The 16,877-nt window shown below is 62.1% G+C and carries 15 protein-coding genes; 9 read left to right on the top strand and 6 right to left on the bottom strand.

Annotation, left to right across the window (positions count from 1 at the left end; translation table 11 throughout):
- Window positions 1-157 precede the first annotated feature (157 nt).
- The 6 genes from D781_RS02590 (at window position 158) to D781_RS02565 (ending at window position 7,705) form a co-directional block, all read left to right on the top strand.
- On the top strand, window positions 158-1,540 hold the full coding sequence (locus D781_RS02590; protein WP_015670752.1) for a glutamine synthetase family protein: 1,383 nt from the start codon (window positions 158-160) through the stop codon (window positions 1,538-1,540).
- 34 nt (window positions 1,541-1,574) lie between these two features.
- Entirely contained in the window at window positions 1,575-2,285 is a 711-nt protein-coding gene (locus D781_RS02585) for a trehalose-6-phosphate synthase (RefSeq protein WP_015670751.1), read from the top strand.
- A 245-nt stretch (window positions 2,286-2,530) separates the two neighbouring features.
- Window positions 2,531-4,702: a carbon starvation CstA family protein gene (locus D781_RS02580; protein WP_015670750.1), complete on the top strand. Its 2,172-nt coding sequence runs from the start codon at window positions 2,531-2,533 to the stop codon at window positions 4,700-4,702.
- An 80-nt stretch (window positions 4,703-4,782) separates the two neighbouring features.
- The gene (locus tag D781_RS02575) at window positions 4,783-4,986 is read left to right on the top strand and encodes a YbdD/YjiX family protein (RefSeq protein ID WP_015670749.1); all 204 of its coding nucleotides are present in this window, start codon (window positions 4,783-4,785) and stop codon (window positions 4,984-4,986) included.
- 23 nt (window positions 4,987-5,009) lie between these two features.
- Window positions 5,010-5,966 carry a GTPase gene (yjiA, locus tag D781_RS02570; RefSeq protein WP_015670748.1) on the top strand — a complete coding sequence of 319 codons (957 nt, stop codon included), beginning with the start codon at window positions 5,010-5,012 and terminating at the stop codon, window positions 5,964-5,966.
- Window positions 5,967-6,106: 140 nt separating this feature from the next.
- Window positions 6,107-7,705, top strand: coding sequence for an ABC transporter substrate-binding protein (locus D781_RS02565; RefSeq protein WP_015670747.1), 1,599 nt, complete (start codon window positions 6,107-6,109; stop codon window positions 7,703-7,705).
- Here D781_RS02565 and D781_RS02560 read toward each other — a convergent pair.
- Window positions 7,702-8,874, bottom strand: a complete 1,173-nt coding sequence (locus tag D781_RS02560; RefSeq protein WP_015670746.1) for an MFS transporter — start codon at window positions 8,872-8,874, stop codon at window positions 7,702-7,704. The two genes, D781_RS02565 and D781_RS02560, sit on opposite strands and share 4 nt — an antisense overlap.
- Window positions 8,875-8,975: 101 nt before the next feature.
- Between D781_RS02560 and D781_RS02555 the strand changes: the two genes are divergently transcribed.
- Window positions 8,976-9,743, top strand: coding sequence for a helix-turn-helix transcriptional regulator (locus D781_RS02555; protein WP_015670745.1), 768 nt, complete (start codon window positions 8,976-8,978; stop codon window positions 9,741-9,743).
- A 463-nt stretch (window positions 9,744-10,206) separates the two neighbouring features.
- On the top strand, window positions 10,207-11,175 hold the full coding sequence (locus D781_RS02550; protein ID WP_015670744.1) for a LysR family transcriptional regulator: 969 nt from the start codon (window positions 10,207-10,209) through the stop codon (window positions 11,173-11,175).
- Here D781_RS02550 and argE read toward each other — a convergent pair.
- From argE to D781_RS02530, 4 genes are read right to left on the bottom strand one after another with little or no spacing between them, the layout of a single operon-like run.
- The gene (argE, locus tag D781_RS02545; RefSeq protein WP_015670743.1) at window positions 11,147-12,292 is read right to left on the bottom strand and encodes an acetylornithine deacetylase; all 1,146 of its coding nucleotides are present in this window, start codon (window positions 12,290-12,292) and stop codon (window positions 11,147-11,149) included. The genes D781_RS02550 and argE overlap by 29 nt on opposite strands.
- Window positions 12,285-12,959 (bottom strand): DUF1028 domain-containing protein, encoded by a 675-nt coding sequence (locus tag D781_RS02540; RefSeq protein ID WP_015670742.1) that lies wholly within the window; start codon window positions 12,957-12,959, stop codon window positions 12,285-12,287. The genes argE and D781_RS02540 overlap by 8 nt, the downstream gene beginning before the upstream one ends.
- Window positions 12,956-13,396 carry a RidA family protein gene (locus D781_RS02535; protein WP_015670741.1) on the bottom strand — a complete coding sequence of 147 codons (441 nt, stop codon included), beginning with the start codon at window positions 13,394-13,396 and terminating at the stop codon, window positions 12,956-12,958. The genes D781_RS02540 and D781_RS02535 overlap by 4 nt, the downstream gene beginning before the upstream one ends.
- A 54-nt stretch (window positions 13,397-13,450) precedes the next feature.
- Window positions 13,451-14,860, bottom strand: a complete 1,410-nt coding sequence (locus D781_RS02530) for a cytosine permease (protein WP_015670740.1) — start codon at window positions 14,858-14,860, stop codon at window positions 13,451-13,453.
- 414 nt (window positions 14,861-15,274) lie between these two features.
- On the opposite strand from D781_RS02530, the gene D781_RS02525 reads away from it, so the two are divergent.
- Window positions 15,275-16,543, top strand: a complete 1,269-nt coding sequence (locus D781_RS02525) for an NAD(P)/FAD-dependent oxidoreductase (protein ID WP_015670739.1) — start codon at window positions 15,275-15,277, stop codon at window positions 16,541-16,543.
- 27 nt (window positions 16,544-16,570) lie between these two features.
- Here the strand turns inward: D781_RS02525 and D781_RS02520 are convergent, their stop codons facing one another.
- Window positions 16,571-16,834: a hypothetical protein gene (locus tag D781_RS02520; protein ID WP_124014425.1), complete on the bottom strand. Its 264-nt coding sequence runs from the start codon at window positions 16,832-16,834 to the stop codon at window positions 16,571-16,573.
- Window positions 16,835-16,877: the final 43 nt, after the last annotated feature.

Raw genomic sequence — 16,877 nt, 5'->3', positions numbered from 1 at the left:
CCGCAATCGTTACGGCGTTTTTACAGACGGTTTTACGCCCGCCGGATAACATCATCATGTCGCCGCTATGGCCTGATGAGAGCACTATCCATGCGTTTATCTCCGCACGTTACCACCGCCTTTTTCCGCGGCATCCCGCTGCATAACGGGGGCTGCCATGTACGCTAATATCATCGATTTTCATCCACTGTTAACGACGCACGCGCCGGCGTCACGGGCGCCGTTCACCGCCGAGGTCGAGAGCTACCTGCGCCATTATCCCGACACCGAATTCGTCGATATCTATCTGCACGATCTGAACGCGCGTATCCGCGGCAAGCGCATCGCCGTCTCTGAGCTGTTCGCCCTGGAGCAGGGCTGCTACTTCCCGCAGTCGGTGTATGCGATGGACCTTAACGGCCAAGTGGTGGAACAGCACGGTCTGGGTCAGCAGGCCGGCGAACCCGACAGGCTGTGCCTGCCGGTGAGCGGCACGCTGCGCCCCTGCGCCAAAGACCCGCAGCATATTGCGCAGCTGCTGCTGACCATGTGCGAGGCGGACGGCGCGCCCTGCCCGCTGGAGCCGCGCGTGGTGCTGGCGCAGCTGCTTGAGCGTCTGCATCGCCTCGGCTATTACCCGGTGATCGCCGCCGAGCTGGAGTTTTATCTCCACGCGCCGCAGCAGCGCCCCGGGCAGCCAGAAGAAGAAACGTTATCGCAGAACTTTGCCGTCGATGCCCCGGCATGCCACGGCGCGCTGCTGGAGGATATCGCCCGCCACGCCAGGCTGCAGGCGCTGCCGCTGACCGGCGTGGTGGCCGAAGCGGCCGCGGGCCAGTACGAGCTGAACCTGCGCCACAGCGCCGAGGTGCTGACCAGCTGCGACCAGTTACTGGCGCTGAAGCGGCTGGTGCGTCAGGTGGCGCAGCAGCACCGGCAGCACGCCTGCTTTATGGCCAAGCCGGGCGCGCAGGCGGCCGGCAGCGGTCTGCACTTCCACATCAGTCTGCAGGATGCGCAGGGGCGCAACCGGCTGAGCGCGCAGGACGGCGCCCCCGGCGAGGTGATGCGCCAGGTGCTCGGCGGCATGCTGGCGCTGATGCCGGCCTCGATGGCGCTGCTGGCACCCAACGTCAATGCGTTCCGCCGCTTCCGCCCCGAGATGCATGTGCCGCTGCGCGCCTCCTGGGGCTACAACAACCGCACCGTGGCGCTGCGGCTGCCCTGCGCCGATCGGGCCAACCAGCGCATCGAGTACCGGCTGGCCGGCGCCGACGCCAACCCCTATCTGGCCGTCGCCGCCATCCTCGCCGGCATGCTGTTCGGGCTGGAGCAGAACCTGCCGCTGCCGCCGTCCAGCTGCGGCAACGGCTATGACGACCCGCAGGCGACGCCGCTGCCGCTCAGCCAGCCGCAGGCATTGGCGCTATTTCAGCATTGCGCGGCGCTGCGCCGACTGCTCGGCCCGGCGTTCTGCGAGCTGTGGCACGGCTGTAAAAGCGCGGAGCTGGCGCAGTTTGAGCAGCTGATCACCGACGCCGAACGCGCCTGGCTGCTGTAACCCCGAATGATGACCGAAAATAAGGAGCCCTTTGATGTCTCGTCTGGTTCTGCTTTCCAATAAACACTGCGACGCCAGCGATATTATCGCCGCCGTGCAGGACTACGCGCTGGACGCCCTGACCGATGCCGGACAGGGCCTGTGGCTGGGTTGGGACAGCAACGTGGAAAACTTCGCCGACGCGGCCGGCCGGCCGGTACAGGTGCAGCACAGCAACGGCTATGAACTGGTGACCTTCCCCTTTTCCACCCGCGAATTTCACTACCACTATCAGGGCTACTATCACGACGGACTGTGGCCGGTGTTCCACAACCGCCCCGAGCTGGCCCACTTCACGCCGGAAAACTATCAGGCCTACCGCCAGGTCAACCGGCAGATCGCCGCCATCGCCAGCGAATATATCTGCCCGAGCGATTTAATCTGCATCGACGACTATCAGCTGCTGCCCTGCGGCGCGGCGCTGAAGGAGCAGGGGCTGCTTAACCCGTGCGGCTTCTTCTTCGCGCTGCCGTTCCCCGCCGTGCCGCTGCTGAAAAACATTCCCCAGCACCGCGAGCTGGTGGAGTCGCTGCTCTATTACGATCTGATTGGTTTTCGCAGCCTCAGCGACGCCAATAATTTCCACAACTATCTGGCGAACGAATACCAGGTCGAACCACTGCCCGACAATCAGTATCAGGTCGACGGCCATATCTTCAGCACCGCCATCTTTCCCGACGCGCAGCACGCCAGCCGGCTGTGCTGACGCCCCCACCCGCCGCGCATCCGGCGCGGCGGATCCGCTCAGCCGACAATTTCAACCGCTCGGCGGGCTATCGCACCGCTTAACCCATTTCATCTGTCATCGCTTTACGCCGCGCGCGATGATGAGCTGTTCCTAAACCTGCCCCTTGTTACCGGGGAAGTACCTGAGCACGCCATCCGCAGCCTAAAAATCTATAAGCGGATGCTTTTACACATTATTTTGCAGACTGGAATAAGGAATATCTCATGAAACAAACGGGGATTCTCAAACATCTCCCATGGATGCTGCTGGGGGTGATCGGCGCATCCTGCCTCGGCGTGGTGGCGCTGCGGCGCGGCGAACATATCAGCGCGCTGTGGATTATCGTTGCTTCGATCGCGGTGTATCTGGTGGCCTACCGCTACTACAGCCTGTATATCGCCACTAAGGTGATGAAGCTGGACGCCGGCCGCGCCACCCCGGCGGTGGTGAATAACGACGGCCTGAACTATGTGCCGACCAACAGAAACGTGCTGTTCGGCCACCACTTTGCCGCCATCGCCGGCGCCGGTCCGCTGGTGGGCCCGGTGCTGGCGGCGCAGGTCGGCTATCTGCCGGGCACGCTGTGGCTGCTCGGCGGCGTGGTGCTGGCGGGGGCGGTGCAGGACTTTATGGTGCTGTTTATCTCCTCCCGCCGCAACGGCGCGTCGCTCGGCGAGATCATCAAGAAGGAGATGGGCCCGGTGCCGGGCACCATCGCGCTGTTCGGCTGCTTCCTGATTATGATCATCATTCTGGCGGTGCTGGCGCTGATCGTGGTGAAAGCGCTGGCGGAAAGCCCGTGGGGCGTATTCACCGTCTGCTCCACCGTGCCGATCGCGCTGTTTATGGGCATCTATATGCGCTTCCTGCGCCCCGGCCGCGTGGGCGAGGTGTCGGTGATCGGCATCGTACTGCTGCTGGCCTCCATCTGGTTCGGCGGCGTGATCGCCCATGACCCGTACTGGGGCCCGGCGCTGACCTTTAAAGACACCACCATTACCTACACCCTGATCGGCTACGCGTTTATCTCCGCCCTGCTGCCGGTGTGGCTGATCCTGGCGCCGCGCGACTACCTGGCCACTTTCCTGAAAATCGGCGTGATCGTCGGGCTGGCGATCGGCATCGTGATCCTGAACCCGGATCTGAAAATGCCGGCGGTCACCCAGTTCGTCGACGGCAGCGGCCCGGTGTGGAAAGGTTCGCTGTTCCCGTTCCTGTTCATCACCATCGCCTGCGGCGCGGTCTCCGGCTTCCACGCGCTGATCGCCTCCGGCACCACGCCGAAGCTGCTGGCCTGTGAAACCGACGCGCGCTTTATCGGCTACGGCGCGATGCTGATGGAGTCCTTCGTGGCGATCATGGCGCTAGTGGCGGCGTCGATTATCGAGCCGGGCCTGTATTTCGCCATGAACACCCCGCCGGCGGCGCTGGGCATCACTATGCCGAACCTGCACGAGCTGGGGGGCGATAACGCGCCGCTGATTATGGCGCAGCTGAAGGATGTGACGGTGCATGCCGCCGCCACCGTCAGTTCCTGGGGCTTTGTCATCAGTCCGGAACAGATCCTGCAGACCGCAAAAGACATCGGCGAACCGTCGGTGCTGAACCGCGCCGGCGGCGCGCCGACGCTGGCGGTGGGCATCGCGCACGTGTTCCACAAGATTATGCCGGCGGCGGATATGGGCTTCTGGTACCACTTCGGCATTCTGTTTGAGGCGCTGTTTATCCTCACCGCGCTGGACGCCGGCACCCGCTCCGGCCGCTTTATGCTGCAGGATCTGCTGGGCAACTTCGTGCCGTTCCTGAAAAAAACCGACTCGCTGGTGGCCGGCATTATCGGCACCGCCGGCTGCGTCGGCCTGTGGGGCTACCTGCTGTATCAGGGGGTGGTCGATCCGCTCGGCGGCGTGAAAAGCCTGTGGCCGCTGTTCGGCATCTCCAACCAGATGCTGGCCGCGGTGGCGCTGGTGCTCGGCAGCGTGGTGCTGATCAAGATGAAGCGCACCCGCTACATCTGGGTGACGGTGCTGCCGGCGGTGTGGCTGCTGATCTGCACCACCTATGCGCTGGGTCTGAAGCTGCTGAGCGATAATCCGCAGCTGGAAGGCTTCTTCTTCCTGGCCAACGAGTACAAGCAGAAAATCGCCGCCGGCGGCGACCTGAGCCCGCAGCAGATCGCCAATATGCAGCATATCGTGGTGAACAACTACACCAACGCCGGCCTGAGCATTCTGTTCCTGCTGGTGGTGTACGCCATTATCTTCTACGGGATTAAAACCGCGCTAGCAGCGCGCAAAAACCCGCAGCGTAGTGATCGGGAGACGCCTTACGTGCCGGTGCCGGCGCAGACGACGTCCAACTCTGAGAGCGAGGTCAACGTTTCACCCCAGCATTAACGGCAATTTGCCTGCATAATAGAATGAGTCACGGGCGCTGCATGCGGCGCCCGTTATCCACGTTTTCCGGGAGTACAATCATGTTCGGCAATCTTGGTCAGGCGGGAAAATATCTGGGACAGGCGGCGCGGATGCTGGTCGGCGTGCCGGACTACGACACCTACGTCCAGCATATGCAGGACAACCATCCGGACAAACCGGTAATGAGCTACAAAGAATTCTTCCGCGAGCGCCAGCAAGCGCGCTACGGCGGCGACGGCAAAGGCGGCATGCGCTGCTGCTAGGCCCCGAGCATTAAGGACCCGCAATGAAACCCATCGCAGTCACCATTCTGACCGGCTTTCTGGGCGCCGGTAAAACCACCCTGTTACGCCATATCCTGCAGGCCGACCACGGCCACCGCATCGCGGTGATTGAAAACGAGTTCGGCGAAGTGCCGATCGACAACGCGCTGATCGGCGATCGCGCCAGCCGCATCACCACGCTGAGCAACGGCTGCATCTGCTGCAGCCGCGCCAACGAGCTGGAGGACGCGCTGCTCGACCTGCTGGACGGCCTCGACCGCGGCGAGCTGGCCTTCGACCGGCTGATTATCGAATGCACCGGCATGGCGGACCCCGGCCCGATCGCCCAGACCTTCTTCGCCCACCCGACAATCTGCGAACGCTTTCTGCTGGACGGCATCATCACGCTGGTGGATGCGGTGCACGCCGGGCAGCAGCTGGATCAGTACAGCATCGCGCAGTCGCAGGTAGGCTATGCCGACCGCATTCTGCTGAGCAAAACCGACGTCGCCGGCGACAGTGAGGCGCTGATCCAGCGTCTGCAGCGCATCAACGCCCGCGCGCCGGTGCACCTGGCGCTGCACGGCGATATCGATCTCACGCTGCTGTTCGATATTGAAGGCTTCGTGCTGAACGATCGGCTGAATCTGAGCAAGCCGGTGTTCCGCCGCATCGCCGAGCCGCAGAACAGCATTCACTCGATCGTGCTCTACCACCAGCCGCCGCTGGAGCTGGCGCAGATCTCCGCGGTGATGGAGGAGCTGCTGCTGCAGTTCGCCGACAACCTGCTGCGCTACAAGGGCATTTTATCGATCAAGGACGAACCGCGCCGCCTGCTGTTCCAGGGCGTACAGCGGCTGTATAACGCCGACTGGGACCGCGACTGGCAGCCGGACGAGACGCGCCAGAGCACGCTGGTGTTTATCGGCATTGACCTGCCGGAAGCGGAGATCCGCGCACGCTTTGCCGCCCTGAGCTGAGCGCTGGCAGCGTCGTCGCCGCAAACAGGCTTTGACGAATCCCCGATCTGAGTACTTTAATCATGGAGTGGCGCGCTGACGCGCCACCCCTATTTTGCGGCCGACGCACGGCCGCCATCACTCAGAGGATCATCATCGGTATGCGATTAACACCAACCACCCTGGGCCTGTTGCTGGCGGGCGCCGGCCTGCTGTCGGCCAATAACGCGCTGGCCGCCTCTGATACGCTGATTTACTGCACCGTCGCCTCGCCGGAGTCCTTCAACCCGCAGCTGTCCACCTCCGGCCCGACCTTTATCGCCACCTCGCAGATGCTGTACAACCGCCTGGTGACGCTGCGCGGCAGCGACAAAACGCCCGCCCCTTCGCTGGCGACCGACTGGACCATCAGCCCGGACGGCAAAACCTACACCTTCACGCTGCGTAAAGGGGTGAAGTTCAACAGCAATAAATTCTTTACCCCCAGCCGCGACTTTAACGCCGAAGACGTGGTGTTTACGGTGATGCGCCAGAAAGATCCCAACCACCCGTATCACAAGGTGTCCGGCGGCAGCTATGAGTACTTCACCGACCTGGGGCTGGACAAGCTGATCGCCAAGGTGGAAGCGCTGGACGACAACCACGTGCGCTTTACCCTGACCCAGCCCAACGCGGCGTTCCTCGCTGACTGGACGATGGACTTCGCCTCAATCCTGTCGGCGGAATACGCCGACGCGATGATGAAGAAAGGCACGCCGGAGAACGTCGACAACTGGCCGATCGGCACCGGTCCTTACGCGCTGCAGCAGTACAAGCAGGACTCGCTGATCCGCTATATCGCCAACCCGCACTACTGGCAGGGCAAGGTGGCCAGCAAGCATCTGATCTTCTCCATCACCCCGGACGCGCAAACCCGGCTGTCGAAGCTGAAAACCAACGAGTGCCAGATTATCCCGGCGCCGCTGCCCGAGCAGTTCGCAGCGATTAAGCGCGACAAGAACCTGCAGCTGCACAGCATCGACGGGCTGAACGTCGGCTATCTGGCATTTAACACCGCCAAAAAGCCGTTTGATAACCTGCTGGTGCGCCAGGCGCTGAGCTATGCGGTGGATAAAAAAGCCATCGTCGCCGCGGTATTTAAAGAGAGCGGCACGCCGGCCAGTTCGCTGCTGCCGCCGGGCATGCTGGGCTATAACGACAAGCTGCCGGGCTACGAGTACAACCCGCAAAAGGCGCGCGAGCTGCTGAAACAGGCCGGGCTGGAAAAAGGTTTCACCACCGATATCTGGTCGATGCCGGTTGCCCGCCCGTATAACCCCAATTCGCGCCGCATCGCCGAGATGATTCAGAGCGACTGGGCGCAGGTGGGCGTCAAAGCCAACATCGTCACCTGGGAGTGGGGGCAGTATCTGGCCGGGCTGCGCAAGGGCGAGCAGCACAGCGCGCTGTACGGCTGGGTCTCGGATAACGGCGACCCGGACAACTTCGCCACCCTGCTGGGCTGCGACGGCGTGCAGAGCGGCGCCAACGTCGCCCGCTGGTGCGATAAGTCGTACGATGCGCTGATCAAGCAGGCGATTGCGGTCAATACCCCGGCCGAGCGCGGCAAACTCTACCAGCAGGCGCAGGAAGTGTTCGCCAAACAGGCGCCCTGGCTGCCGCTGGCAAACGGCAAGGTGTTTTACGCCACCCGCAACAACCTCAGCGGCTACGTGGTGGACGTCAACGGCAGCGATTTCTCCAAAGCGAAGCTGAATTAATCGCACCGTTCAGGGCGAGGCGTACCCTCGCCCTGCTTCCTGCCCGCCGGCCACGGCCGCCACGCCAGCCCCAGCGCGCACAGGCTGCTCAGCGTCAGCACCGCGCCGGGCCGCTGCACCAGCCCGGTCAGCGCCAGCCCCGCCCCCAGCATCAGGTAATACATCAGGCCGAACAGCGCGCCGGCGGTGCCCATGCACGCCTTATAGTGACGCAGCGCGCGCGCCAGAATATTGGGAATGGCGATGCCGTACGCCATCACCACCAGCAGCATCGGCAGCGCAAAGCCGCGCGTCGCCTCCAGCAGCCATACCAGCACGCCGCCGCCCAGCGATAGCGCGCACGCCAGCGTCAGCAGCGCGTCAAAGCGCCAGCCGACGGCCAGCAGCCGCTTATTGCATGCCGCGCCGACCCCCGCTCCCGCTGCCAGCATCAGGCCGCTGTAGCCGAACCACTGCGCCGGCAGCCCCAGCGCCGCAAAGCGGAACGGCGCCAGCTGGTAATAACTGAACATGCAGAGATTGAACAGCGCCACCAGCAGCGCGCTGCGCCAGATATCGGCATCCTGCACCATGCGCCCCAGCGTGGCGCAAAACGCACGTTGCGCCACCTGCGGCGGCCGGGTTTCAGGCAGCCGCCAGGCCGCATAGGCCAGCAACAGCGCCGCCAGCAGCGCCAGCGCGCCGAACACACCCTGATAGCCGCAGTAGTGCGTCAACAGCGAACCGCTCAGTACGCCGATTGCCGGGCTAAGCGCCATGGCGATCCCCATCAACGAGAACACCCGCGCCAGCTGTCCGCCGTCGAAACGGTCGCGGATGACGGTCTGAGCGCCGACCGAACCCACCGCCGCGCCAAAGGCCGCGACGATACGCGCCGCCAGCAGCGTGCTGAAGCTGGCGCTGAACAGCGCCGCCAGCGACGCCAGCAGATACAGCGTCAGTCCCACCAGCATTGTGGGGCGACGCCCAATCAGGTCGCACAAATATCCCCACACCACCACGCCGACGGCAAAGGCAAAGAAATAGCACGACAGGGTTTGCGCCGCCACTTCCGCGCTCACCCGGAACCCGGCGGCGATATGCGTCAGCGCCGGGCTGTAAATCGTTTCCGCCAGTTGGGGAAACATCATCATCACGGTCGCCAGCGTCAGCGTCAGTTTGCGTTGCATCACCTCTTCCCCCTTATCAAAAACCGGGGGACAAACTAGCATCTTCACGCCGCTGCCGATTACACTATAAAAGACAAAAAACTGATAAAATCGGACAGATTATGACGTGGCTCAGCGCCCAGGACAGTTTTGACCCGGATACGCTCGACAATAGCGTACTGGGCATCGCCGCCGAACTGGCGCGGCACGACTCCGGCCCGCACCAGCACGGTATGGGGCAGCTGCTGTTCAGCCAGCAGGGCAGCATGCGCATCACGCTGCATAACAGCATCTGCCTGCTGCCGCCGGCGCGCATCGCCTGGATCCCGCCGCGGGTAGAGCACCGCGTGCAGGTCAGCGGCGTCGTCGGCTACCGCTCGGTGTATCTCGATGAGGCGCGCTATCCCGGTCTGCCGTCGGGGCTGACGGTGCTGGCGGCAACGCCGCTGCTGCGCGCCGCTCTGGAGCGTATCGCCCTCGCCGACTTCGACACCGACTGGCGGCAGGGCGCCGCCGCCAATATTCTGGCGGTCTGTCTGGATGAGATTGCACAGGCGCCGCGGGAGCTGACCCTGCTGCCGCTGCCCGCCGACCGGCGTCTGCGTCATCTGGCCGGGTTGGAAACCCTGCCGCCGCTGCACCAACTGGCGCGCTGCGTCGGCGCCTCGGAAAAGACCATCAGCCGCATTTTCCGCCGGGAAACCGGGCTGAGCTATCAGCAATGGCGACAGCAGTGGCGGCTGATTAGCGCCATCGAACTGCTGGCCGCCGGCCATCGCCAGTGCGAGGTCGCCGCCCGGCTGGCCTTCGCCAGCGACAGCGCCTTTATCACCTTCTTCAGAAATATGACCGGCAGCCCGCCGCGCACCTATATGGCGCTGCGGTGCTGACGCCCACGCCGGTATTTACGTTGAAAATACGCCAAAATAAAATGAATGTCGTATTAACTCAGCGCAGGAATAACAGCACCGTCGGTCACGCGCCATGCAGGCAAGGTGAATCTGCGGGCTAAGGGGAAAAGACAGTAAAAATATCGTACATGGCGATAAAAAAACTGGGTAAGAATCCTTAGCCAAAACGATGCGTTATGGCTTAATAAAATAACGCTGGGGTCGCCTATCCCCCCGCCAAGCGGAAATGCCGCGTGCCTGTTCTTACCTTAGCCGCCGGCTTTCCTTCCGGGTTGAAGCACTTTTTGGCAGCATCTCCTGATAAAAACACAGGGGGATACCTATGCCGGCCAGGAAATTTAATATAAGTAAAACATATAGTTAAAATTCACTTTCAACCGTACTATCACTCACTCACGGAGGAGTACCCCAGCGTCCATATCATTCTTTACGGGAATTAACGATGGCTAATTACACCCTGCGTCAGCTTAAATATTTTGTCACCACCGCCAAATGCCGCAGCGTCGCTGAGGCTTCACGTAAACTGTACATTGCACAACCCTCTATCTCGACCGCCATCAAAAGTCTGGAAGACAGTTTTGGCATGCAGCTGTTGATACGCCACCATGCGCAGGGCGTATCACTGACCCCTTCCGGCGCGCGCTTTTATCGCAAGGCGCAAAAATTATTGAGGATGGCGCATATTTTTGAACAGGATGCGCTGGCGGATAACGATCTGGTGGCGGGGAAAATCAATATCGGCTGTTTTGAAACGGTCGCGCCGCTTATTTTACCCAAGCTGATCCGGGGCTTTAAAACGCTGTATCCGGGGATAGAAACCATTATCCGCGACGGCGAGCAGCATGAGCTGGTGCAAAAGCTGACCGCCGGCAATCTGGATGTCGCCCTGCTCTATCATCACGAGCTGAACCCCAACATCGTCACCGAGGCGCTGGCGGAGCCGCAAAAACCTTATGTACTGCTCGCCGCCGGCCATCCGCTGGCCCAGCGCGAGCGGATTACCCTGCGGGATCTGGCGGCGGAGCCGATGGTGCTGCTGGACGTGCTGCCCAGCCGCAACTATTTCCTCAACCTGTTCACCCGGGTGGGTATTACGCCCAATATCGTGTTTAGCTCACCCTCCATTGAGATGGTGCGCGGCATGGTCGGCCAGGGATTAGGCTTCGCCATTCTGGTCACTCGGCCGCACGGCCGGCACAGCTATGACGGCCAGCCGCTGGTGACGGTCGAACTGCAGGACGAGGTGGAAGGCTCCGCACTGGTGGCGGCCTGGCTGAGCCGCAACCCGCTGACCAAACCGGCGCAGCTGTTCGTCGAATTTTGCAAAAACGAACTGGCGACGCTGAGCCGCGCCGGCGGCGTGCCACTGACGCCGGCGCGGCTCAGTGCTGCATCCAGCAGCGTAAGTTAGCCAGCATCTGCATACAGCGCTCCAGCTGCTCCACGCTGACATATTCATCGGGTTTGTGGCCCTGTTCCATACTGCCAGGGCCGCAAATCAGCGTCGCCACGTCGGCTTCGGCAAACAGACCGCCCTCCGTCCCAAAGGCCACCGTCGACAACGTCTCACTGCTGCTCCACAGCGCCAGCCAGCGGACAAAGTCGCACTGCGGATCGGTCAGCAAACCCGGATACTGGCTGAGCGTCTGCAAGGTGATGCCGCAGCCTGCCGCCACCTGGCGCATGGCCGGCAGCAGCTCATCGGCGTAGCGCCGCAGTTCATCAATCACGCTGGCGACCGACACTTCCGGCAGATGGCGGATTTCGAAATCGAACCGGCAATCCTGCGGCACAATATTCAGCGCCGCTCCGCCCTGAATGGTACCGACCTGCAGCGTGCTGTAGGGCGGATCAAAGCACGGGTTCTGCGTCGCGGCCAGCTGGCCGCCAAGCTCGGTTAACCTGGCGATCAATTTGGCCGCATACTCGATGGCGTTCACCCCCTGCGGCGTATAGGCGGAATGGCAGGCGTGCCCGCGCACGCTGCAGCGCATCGCCAGCTTGCCTTTATGGCCGTATACCGGCTTCATCTCCGTCGGCTCGCCGATGATGCACAGCGCCGGCTTATCCGCCGCCTGCTGTAAATGCGCCACCAGGCTGCGCACGCCCAGACAGCCGACCTCTTCATCATAGGAAAACGCCAGATGCAGCGGCATGCGTAGCGGCTGCGCCACAAAGTCCGGCAATGCGGCCAGCACGCACGCCAGAAAGCCCTTCATATCCGCGCTACCGCGGCCATAGTAACGCCCGTCACGCTGCGTCAGCGCAAACGGCGGCACCGTCCACGGCTGCCCGTCAACCGGCACCACGTCGGTATGGCCGGACAGCATCACACCACCGCCTCCCGCCGGGCCGAGGCGGGCGTACAGATTGGCCTTGCGGCCGCTGTCGTCCGGAAAACGCCGGCTCTCGATGCCGCAATCGGCCAGATAGTGCTGAATAAAATCGATCAGCGCCAGATTGGACTCCCGGCTGGTGGTATCAAACGCCAGTAGCCGCGCCAAAAGATCGCGCACCCGCTCACTCATCACCCGGTACGCCGTAGCTTGGCGCCTCCCGGGGGTCGATCGCCCGCGTAATATAGTCCTGCATCTGGGGCTGATAGGACCGCCACAGCGCCGCCAGCTCGCCGATGGGATCCTGCTGCGCCCAGTCCACCCGCAGATCGACCAGCGGCCAGCTATGTTCACCCACCACCTTCAGCGCCGCGGAGTGCACCGCGCCGGCCTCGCCGCCGCGCTCAAGCCCCGCCAGCAGCGCCGCCATCAGGCGATCCGCCAGCTGACCGGCGGCGTTTTCAAACGTCGTCGTCATCGCCTCAACTACCGCTTTATCCGCCAGCATATTGCCTGCCGCAACGCACGCTTTCCCCTGCACGCCGTGGTAAACCCCTAACGATTTTTCGCCGCTGAACAGCGCGCTGTTTCCCTGATGGTCGATGGCGATCAACTGACGGTAGTCGCTGAACGCATCCTCGCTCAGCGCACGGTCTAACGCGCCCTGCGGCGACATTCCTTGTTCAAGCCGCTGCAGCGTCTGGCTGCCCAGCCGCGGCAGCGTGATATTCTGGCTGGATACTGCGCCTACGCCGGCCTGCAGCCAGGGGCAGCGGGCACCGACCGCAATGCTGGAAGAGCTGATGGCAATGCCCAACTGACCGGTTTTGTCGCAGCGCGCGGCGATTGAAAACGTCATACCGGCCCCTCCTTATGCCACCCTTCCGGGATCACGGCGATGATGTCGATCTCCATCAGCCACTGCGGCTGCGCCAGCGCCGAGACCACGATTCCAGTTGAAATCGGGAACACTCCTTTCAGCCATTTCCCCACTTCACGGTACACCGGCTCACGGTATCTTGGGTCGATAATATAGGTGGTGGTTTTCACGATATGCGAGAGGTCGCTGCCCGCTTCCTCCAGCAGCTGCTTGACGTTTTTCATCGCCTGCTGCGCCTGCGCCGCCGGGTCGCCCAGGCCGACCAGGTTGCCGTCAAAATCGGTGCCGACCTGGCCGCGCAGATACACGGTATTGCCCGCGCGCACCGCCTGGCACAGATCGTTATCCAGCGATTGATTGGGATAGGTAACTTTGGTGTTGAACATACGGATTCGGGTATGGGTGACGTTACTCATATGATTTTCCTGTTTAACGATAGCGTCAAAGTAAGCAAAACGCCGGCGGGCGGCTTACGCCTCCCCCGCACGCCCCGCATGGACGTTCTGGCTCCGGCGGCCGGTGCGGGTTGCCAGCCAGTAATAGAGCGGCGAGGTGACCAGCAGCCCCACCAGCCAGGAGAGATCGGCACCGTGAATATGCGCCGAGATCGGCCCGACGTATAACGGGGTGTTCATAAACGGAATTTGCACCACGATGCCGATGGCGTAGGCCAGCAGCGCCTGCGGGTTGTAATAACCGTAGATGCCGCCATCCGCGCGAAAAATCGAATCAATGTCGTACTGCCCTTTATGAATGGCGTAAAAGTCGATCAGATTGATCGCCGTCCAGGGCACCAGCACCACCAACAGCGCCAACACCAGATCCACAAAGTGGCCAATAAAGTCCGCCGAGCTGTAAACAGCGGCAATGCAACAGGCCAGCAGCACCAGCACTGACAACACCGCCCGGCTTCTGCCGGTAGGGATCCAGCGCCAGGAGAAGGTCTGCACCAGCGTAATCATCGAAATTACCGCCCCGTACAGGTTCAGCGCGTTATGGCTGATCACGCTCAGCAGAAACAGCACCAGCATCAGCGGGCCGATAGAGCCGGTGGCCAGCTTGACGGCGTCCATGGTTTCCATCCCTGCCGGCGTCGCCAGCACCGCCACCGCGCCAAAGATAAAGGAGAGGCTGGAGCCGAGCGCCGAGCCGAGATAGGTGGTCCAGAACGTGGCCGCCACCGATACGTCCGCCGGCAGGTAGCGCGAGTAGTCAGACACGTAGGGAGCAAAGGCGATTTGCCACAGCGCCCCCAACGACACCGTCGCCAGCCAGCCGTAAAGATTGAAACCGCCGCGGGTGAAAAAATCTGCGCTGTGTATATGACTGAAGATATAGCCAAAGCCCAACAGGATACCGATCCCCAGCACCCAGGTGCCGATCCGGTTTAACAGATGAATAAAACGGTAGCCGATAATGCCGATCGCACAGGATCCCACCGCGCCGATGACAATGCCCATCGGCACCGAGACGCTGTCCGTGACGCCATGCAGCGATTTGCCCGCCAGCACAATGTTGGAGGTGAAAAAACCGAGATACATCACTCCGGCGATCACCACCACCAACAGCGAGCCCCAGGAGCCGAACTGCGCGCGGCTCTGGATCATCTGCGGAATGCCCATCTGCGGGCCCTGGGCCGAGTGCAGCGCCATCAGCACTCCGCCGATCAGCTGGCCGACCAGAATGGCGACCACGCCCCAAAGCAGATTGAGATGAAACAGCTGGACACCGAGCGCGCCGGTAACGATCGGTAACGGCGCGATATTGCCGCCGAACCAGAGCGTAAACAGATCTCTGACCTTCCCATGGCGCTCTTGCGGCGGGATGTAGCCAATGGTGTGCTTCTCGATAAGCGGTGGCGATGATTCAGTCGCAGGCATGGTGAACTCCCGGTTGCATAGACGTTGTGTGGGTGTTTTTTAATTAACCGCCGAAAGCTGCGGAATTTTATTATTTGCCTGATAATGCGCACCGTCAGAGGGAGAGATAAAATATTAAAATCATTCCCCCAAAGAATAAAAAAACTATCTCAATGTTCCCCGCCAATCGCCGGATGGCCGCGCCGGCGCGCAGCGGTGCCGCTCCGCCCCGATGGGTCCGCCGGCCCTGAGCCGTCGACAGCATGGCTACCCCCTTGCCGAAATAAAGACGGCGTCCTGCATCATTAATTTATCGTCAGTCATTAGGTTAATAATATTTTACCCATTCAGCGGCATTCCCTAGTCTGCGAAATTCATCGCGGTGGACGGCGGCTTAGCCGGCTCAACACCGATAACCGTTCTAAGGATGCAAACATGACGTTAAATAACAGCGAGACTGATACGTTAGTGGTGGGGGCCGGTCAGGCGGGCGTGGCAATGAGCGAACACCTGACCAGGCTCGGCGTGCCGCATATGGTGCTGGAGAAGAGCCGCATCGCCGAAGCCTGGCGCACCGGCCGTTGGGATTCGCTGGTGGCTAACGGCCCGGCCTGGCATGACCGCTTCCCCGGCATGGAGTTTGACGATATCAATCCCGACGGTTTTGTCGCCAAAGAACGGATCGCCGATTACTTTGCCGCCTACGCGGATAAATTCAACGCGCCGATTCACACCGGCGTCGAAGTCAAACGCGTGCAGCGCAACCTTGGCCGCCCCGGTTTCAGCGTGGAGACGTCGGCAGGGCGCATTGAGGCCCAGCGTATTGTCGCCGCCACCGGGCCATTTCAGCGGCCGGTAATCCCGGCGATCGCCCCGCAGGATAGCGGACTGACCCAGCTTCACTCGGCGCAATACCGCAACCCGCAACAGCTGCCCGCCGGCGCGGTGCTGGTGGTCGGGGCCGGCTCCTCCGGAGTACAGATCGCCGATGAGCTGCGCCGGGCGGGAAAACAGGTGTACCTCTCCGTGGGAGCGCACGATCGCCCGCCCCGCGCTTACCGGAACCGGGATTTTTGCTGGTGGCTGGGGGTGTTGGGCTTATGGGACGCGGCGGCGACGCAGCCGGGGAAAGAGCACGTGACGATTGCCGTCAGCGGGGCGCACGGGGGGCATACGGTCGATTTTCGCAAACTGGCTTACGAGGGCGTGCAGTTGGTGGGCCTGACGCACTCCTTCCAGAACGGCGGCGTCACGTTCGCCAATAACCTGAAAGAGAATATCGCCCGCGGCGATGAAAATTATCTGGAGCTGCTGGACGCGGCGGACGCCTATATCGCCCGCAACGGCCTGGATCTGCCGGAAGAGCCGGCCGCGCGCCATATTCTTCCCGATCCGGAATGCATGGTGAACCCTATACTGACGCTTGACCTGGCCGAGGCCGGCATCACCACCATCATCTGGGCCACCGGCTATAGCGCCGACTACGGCTGGCTGGAGGTGGGCGCCTTCGACAGCGCCGGTAAACCGCAGCACCAGCGCGGTGTGTCACGCGAGTCCGGCGTCTATTTCCTCGGCCTGCCCTGGCTGTCGCGCCGCGGCTCCACCTTTATCTGGGGCGTCTGGCACGATGCAAAATATATTGCCGATCATATCGCTACGCAGCGCAGTTACCTGAGCTACCAGGACGCCGGCCAGCGTCGATAACAACATGCGTCTGAGCGCTATACCGGCTTACACACCGCCTTCATTGAGGGCGGTTTTGACCGGTGATAACGGCACGGTTTGTTTAATCGTCCGGATGCCACGCAGCAGCCGGTAGCCCTGCCACAGGAAACGCGTGCTCTGCGCCGCCTTGTCCTTGTAGCTTACCTGCTTGCGCGTGCGCCTGCCCAGCGCATCGTAGTGATACTGCGCCCGGAACTCGCCCTGCGGGCCGCGGCCGTGCGCCGCCGTCAACCGGTTGTCCGCATCGTAGACATAGTGCTGCTCGTACAGCCCGTAGACCGGATGTCCGGTGACGGTAAAGACCTAAGTGGGC

It is taken from the genome of Serratia sp. FGI94, assembly GCF_000330865.1.
Lineage (GTDB): Bacteria > Pseudomonadota > Gammaproteobacteria > Enterobacterales > Enterobacteriaceae > Serratia_B > Serratia_B rubidaea.
The sequence above is the reverse complement of the archived record's forward strand: the minus strand, read 5'-3'. Positions and strand labels throughout refer to the sequence as shown.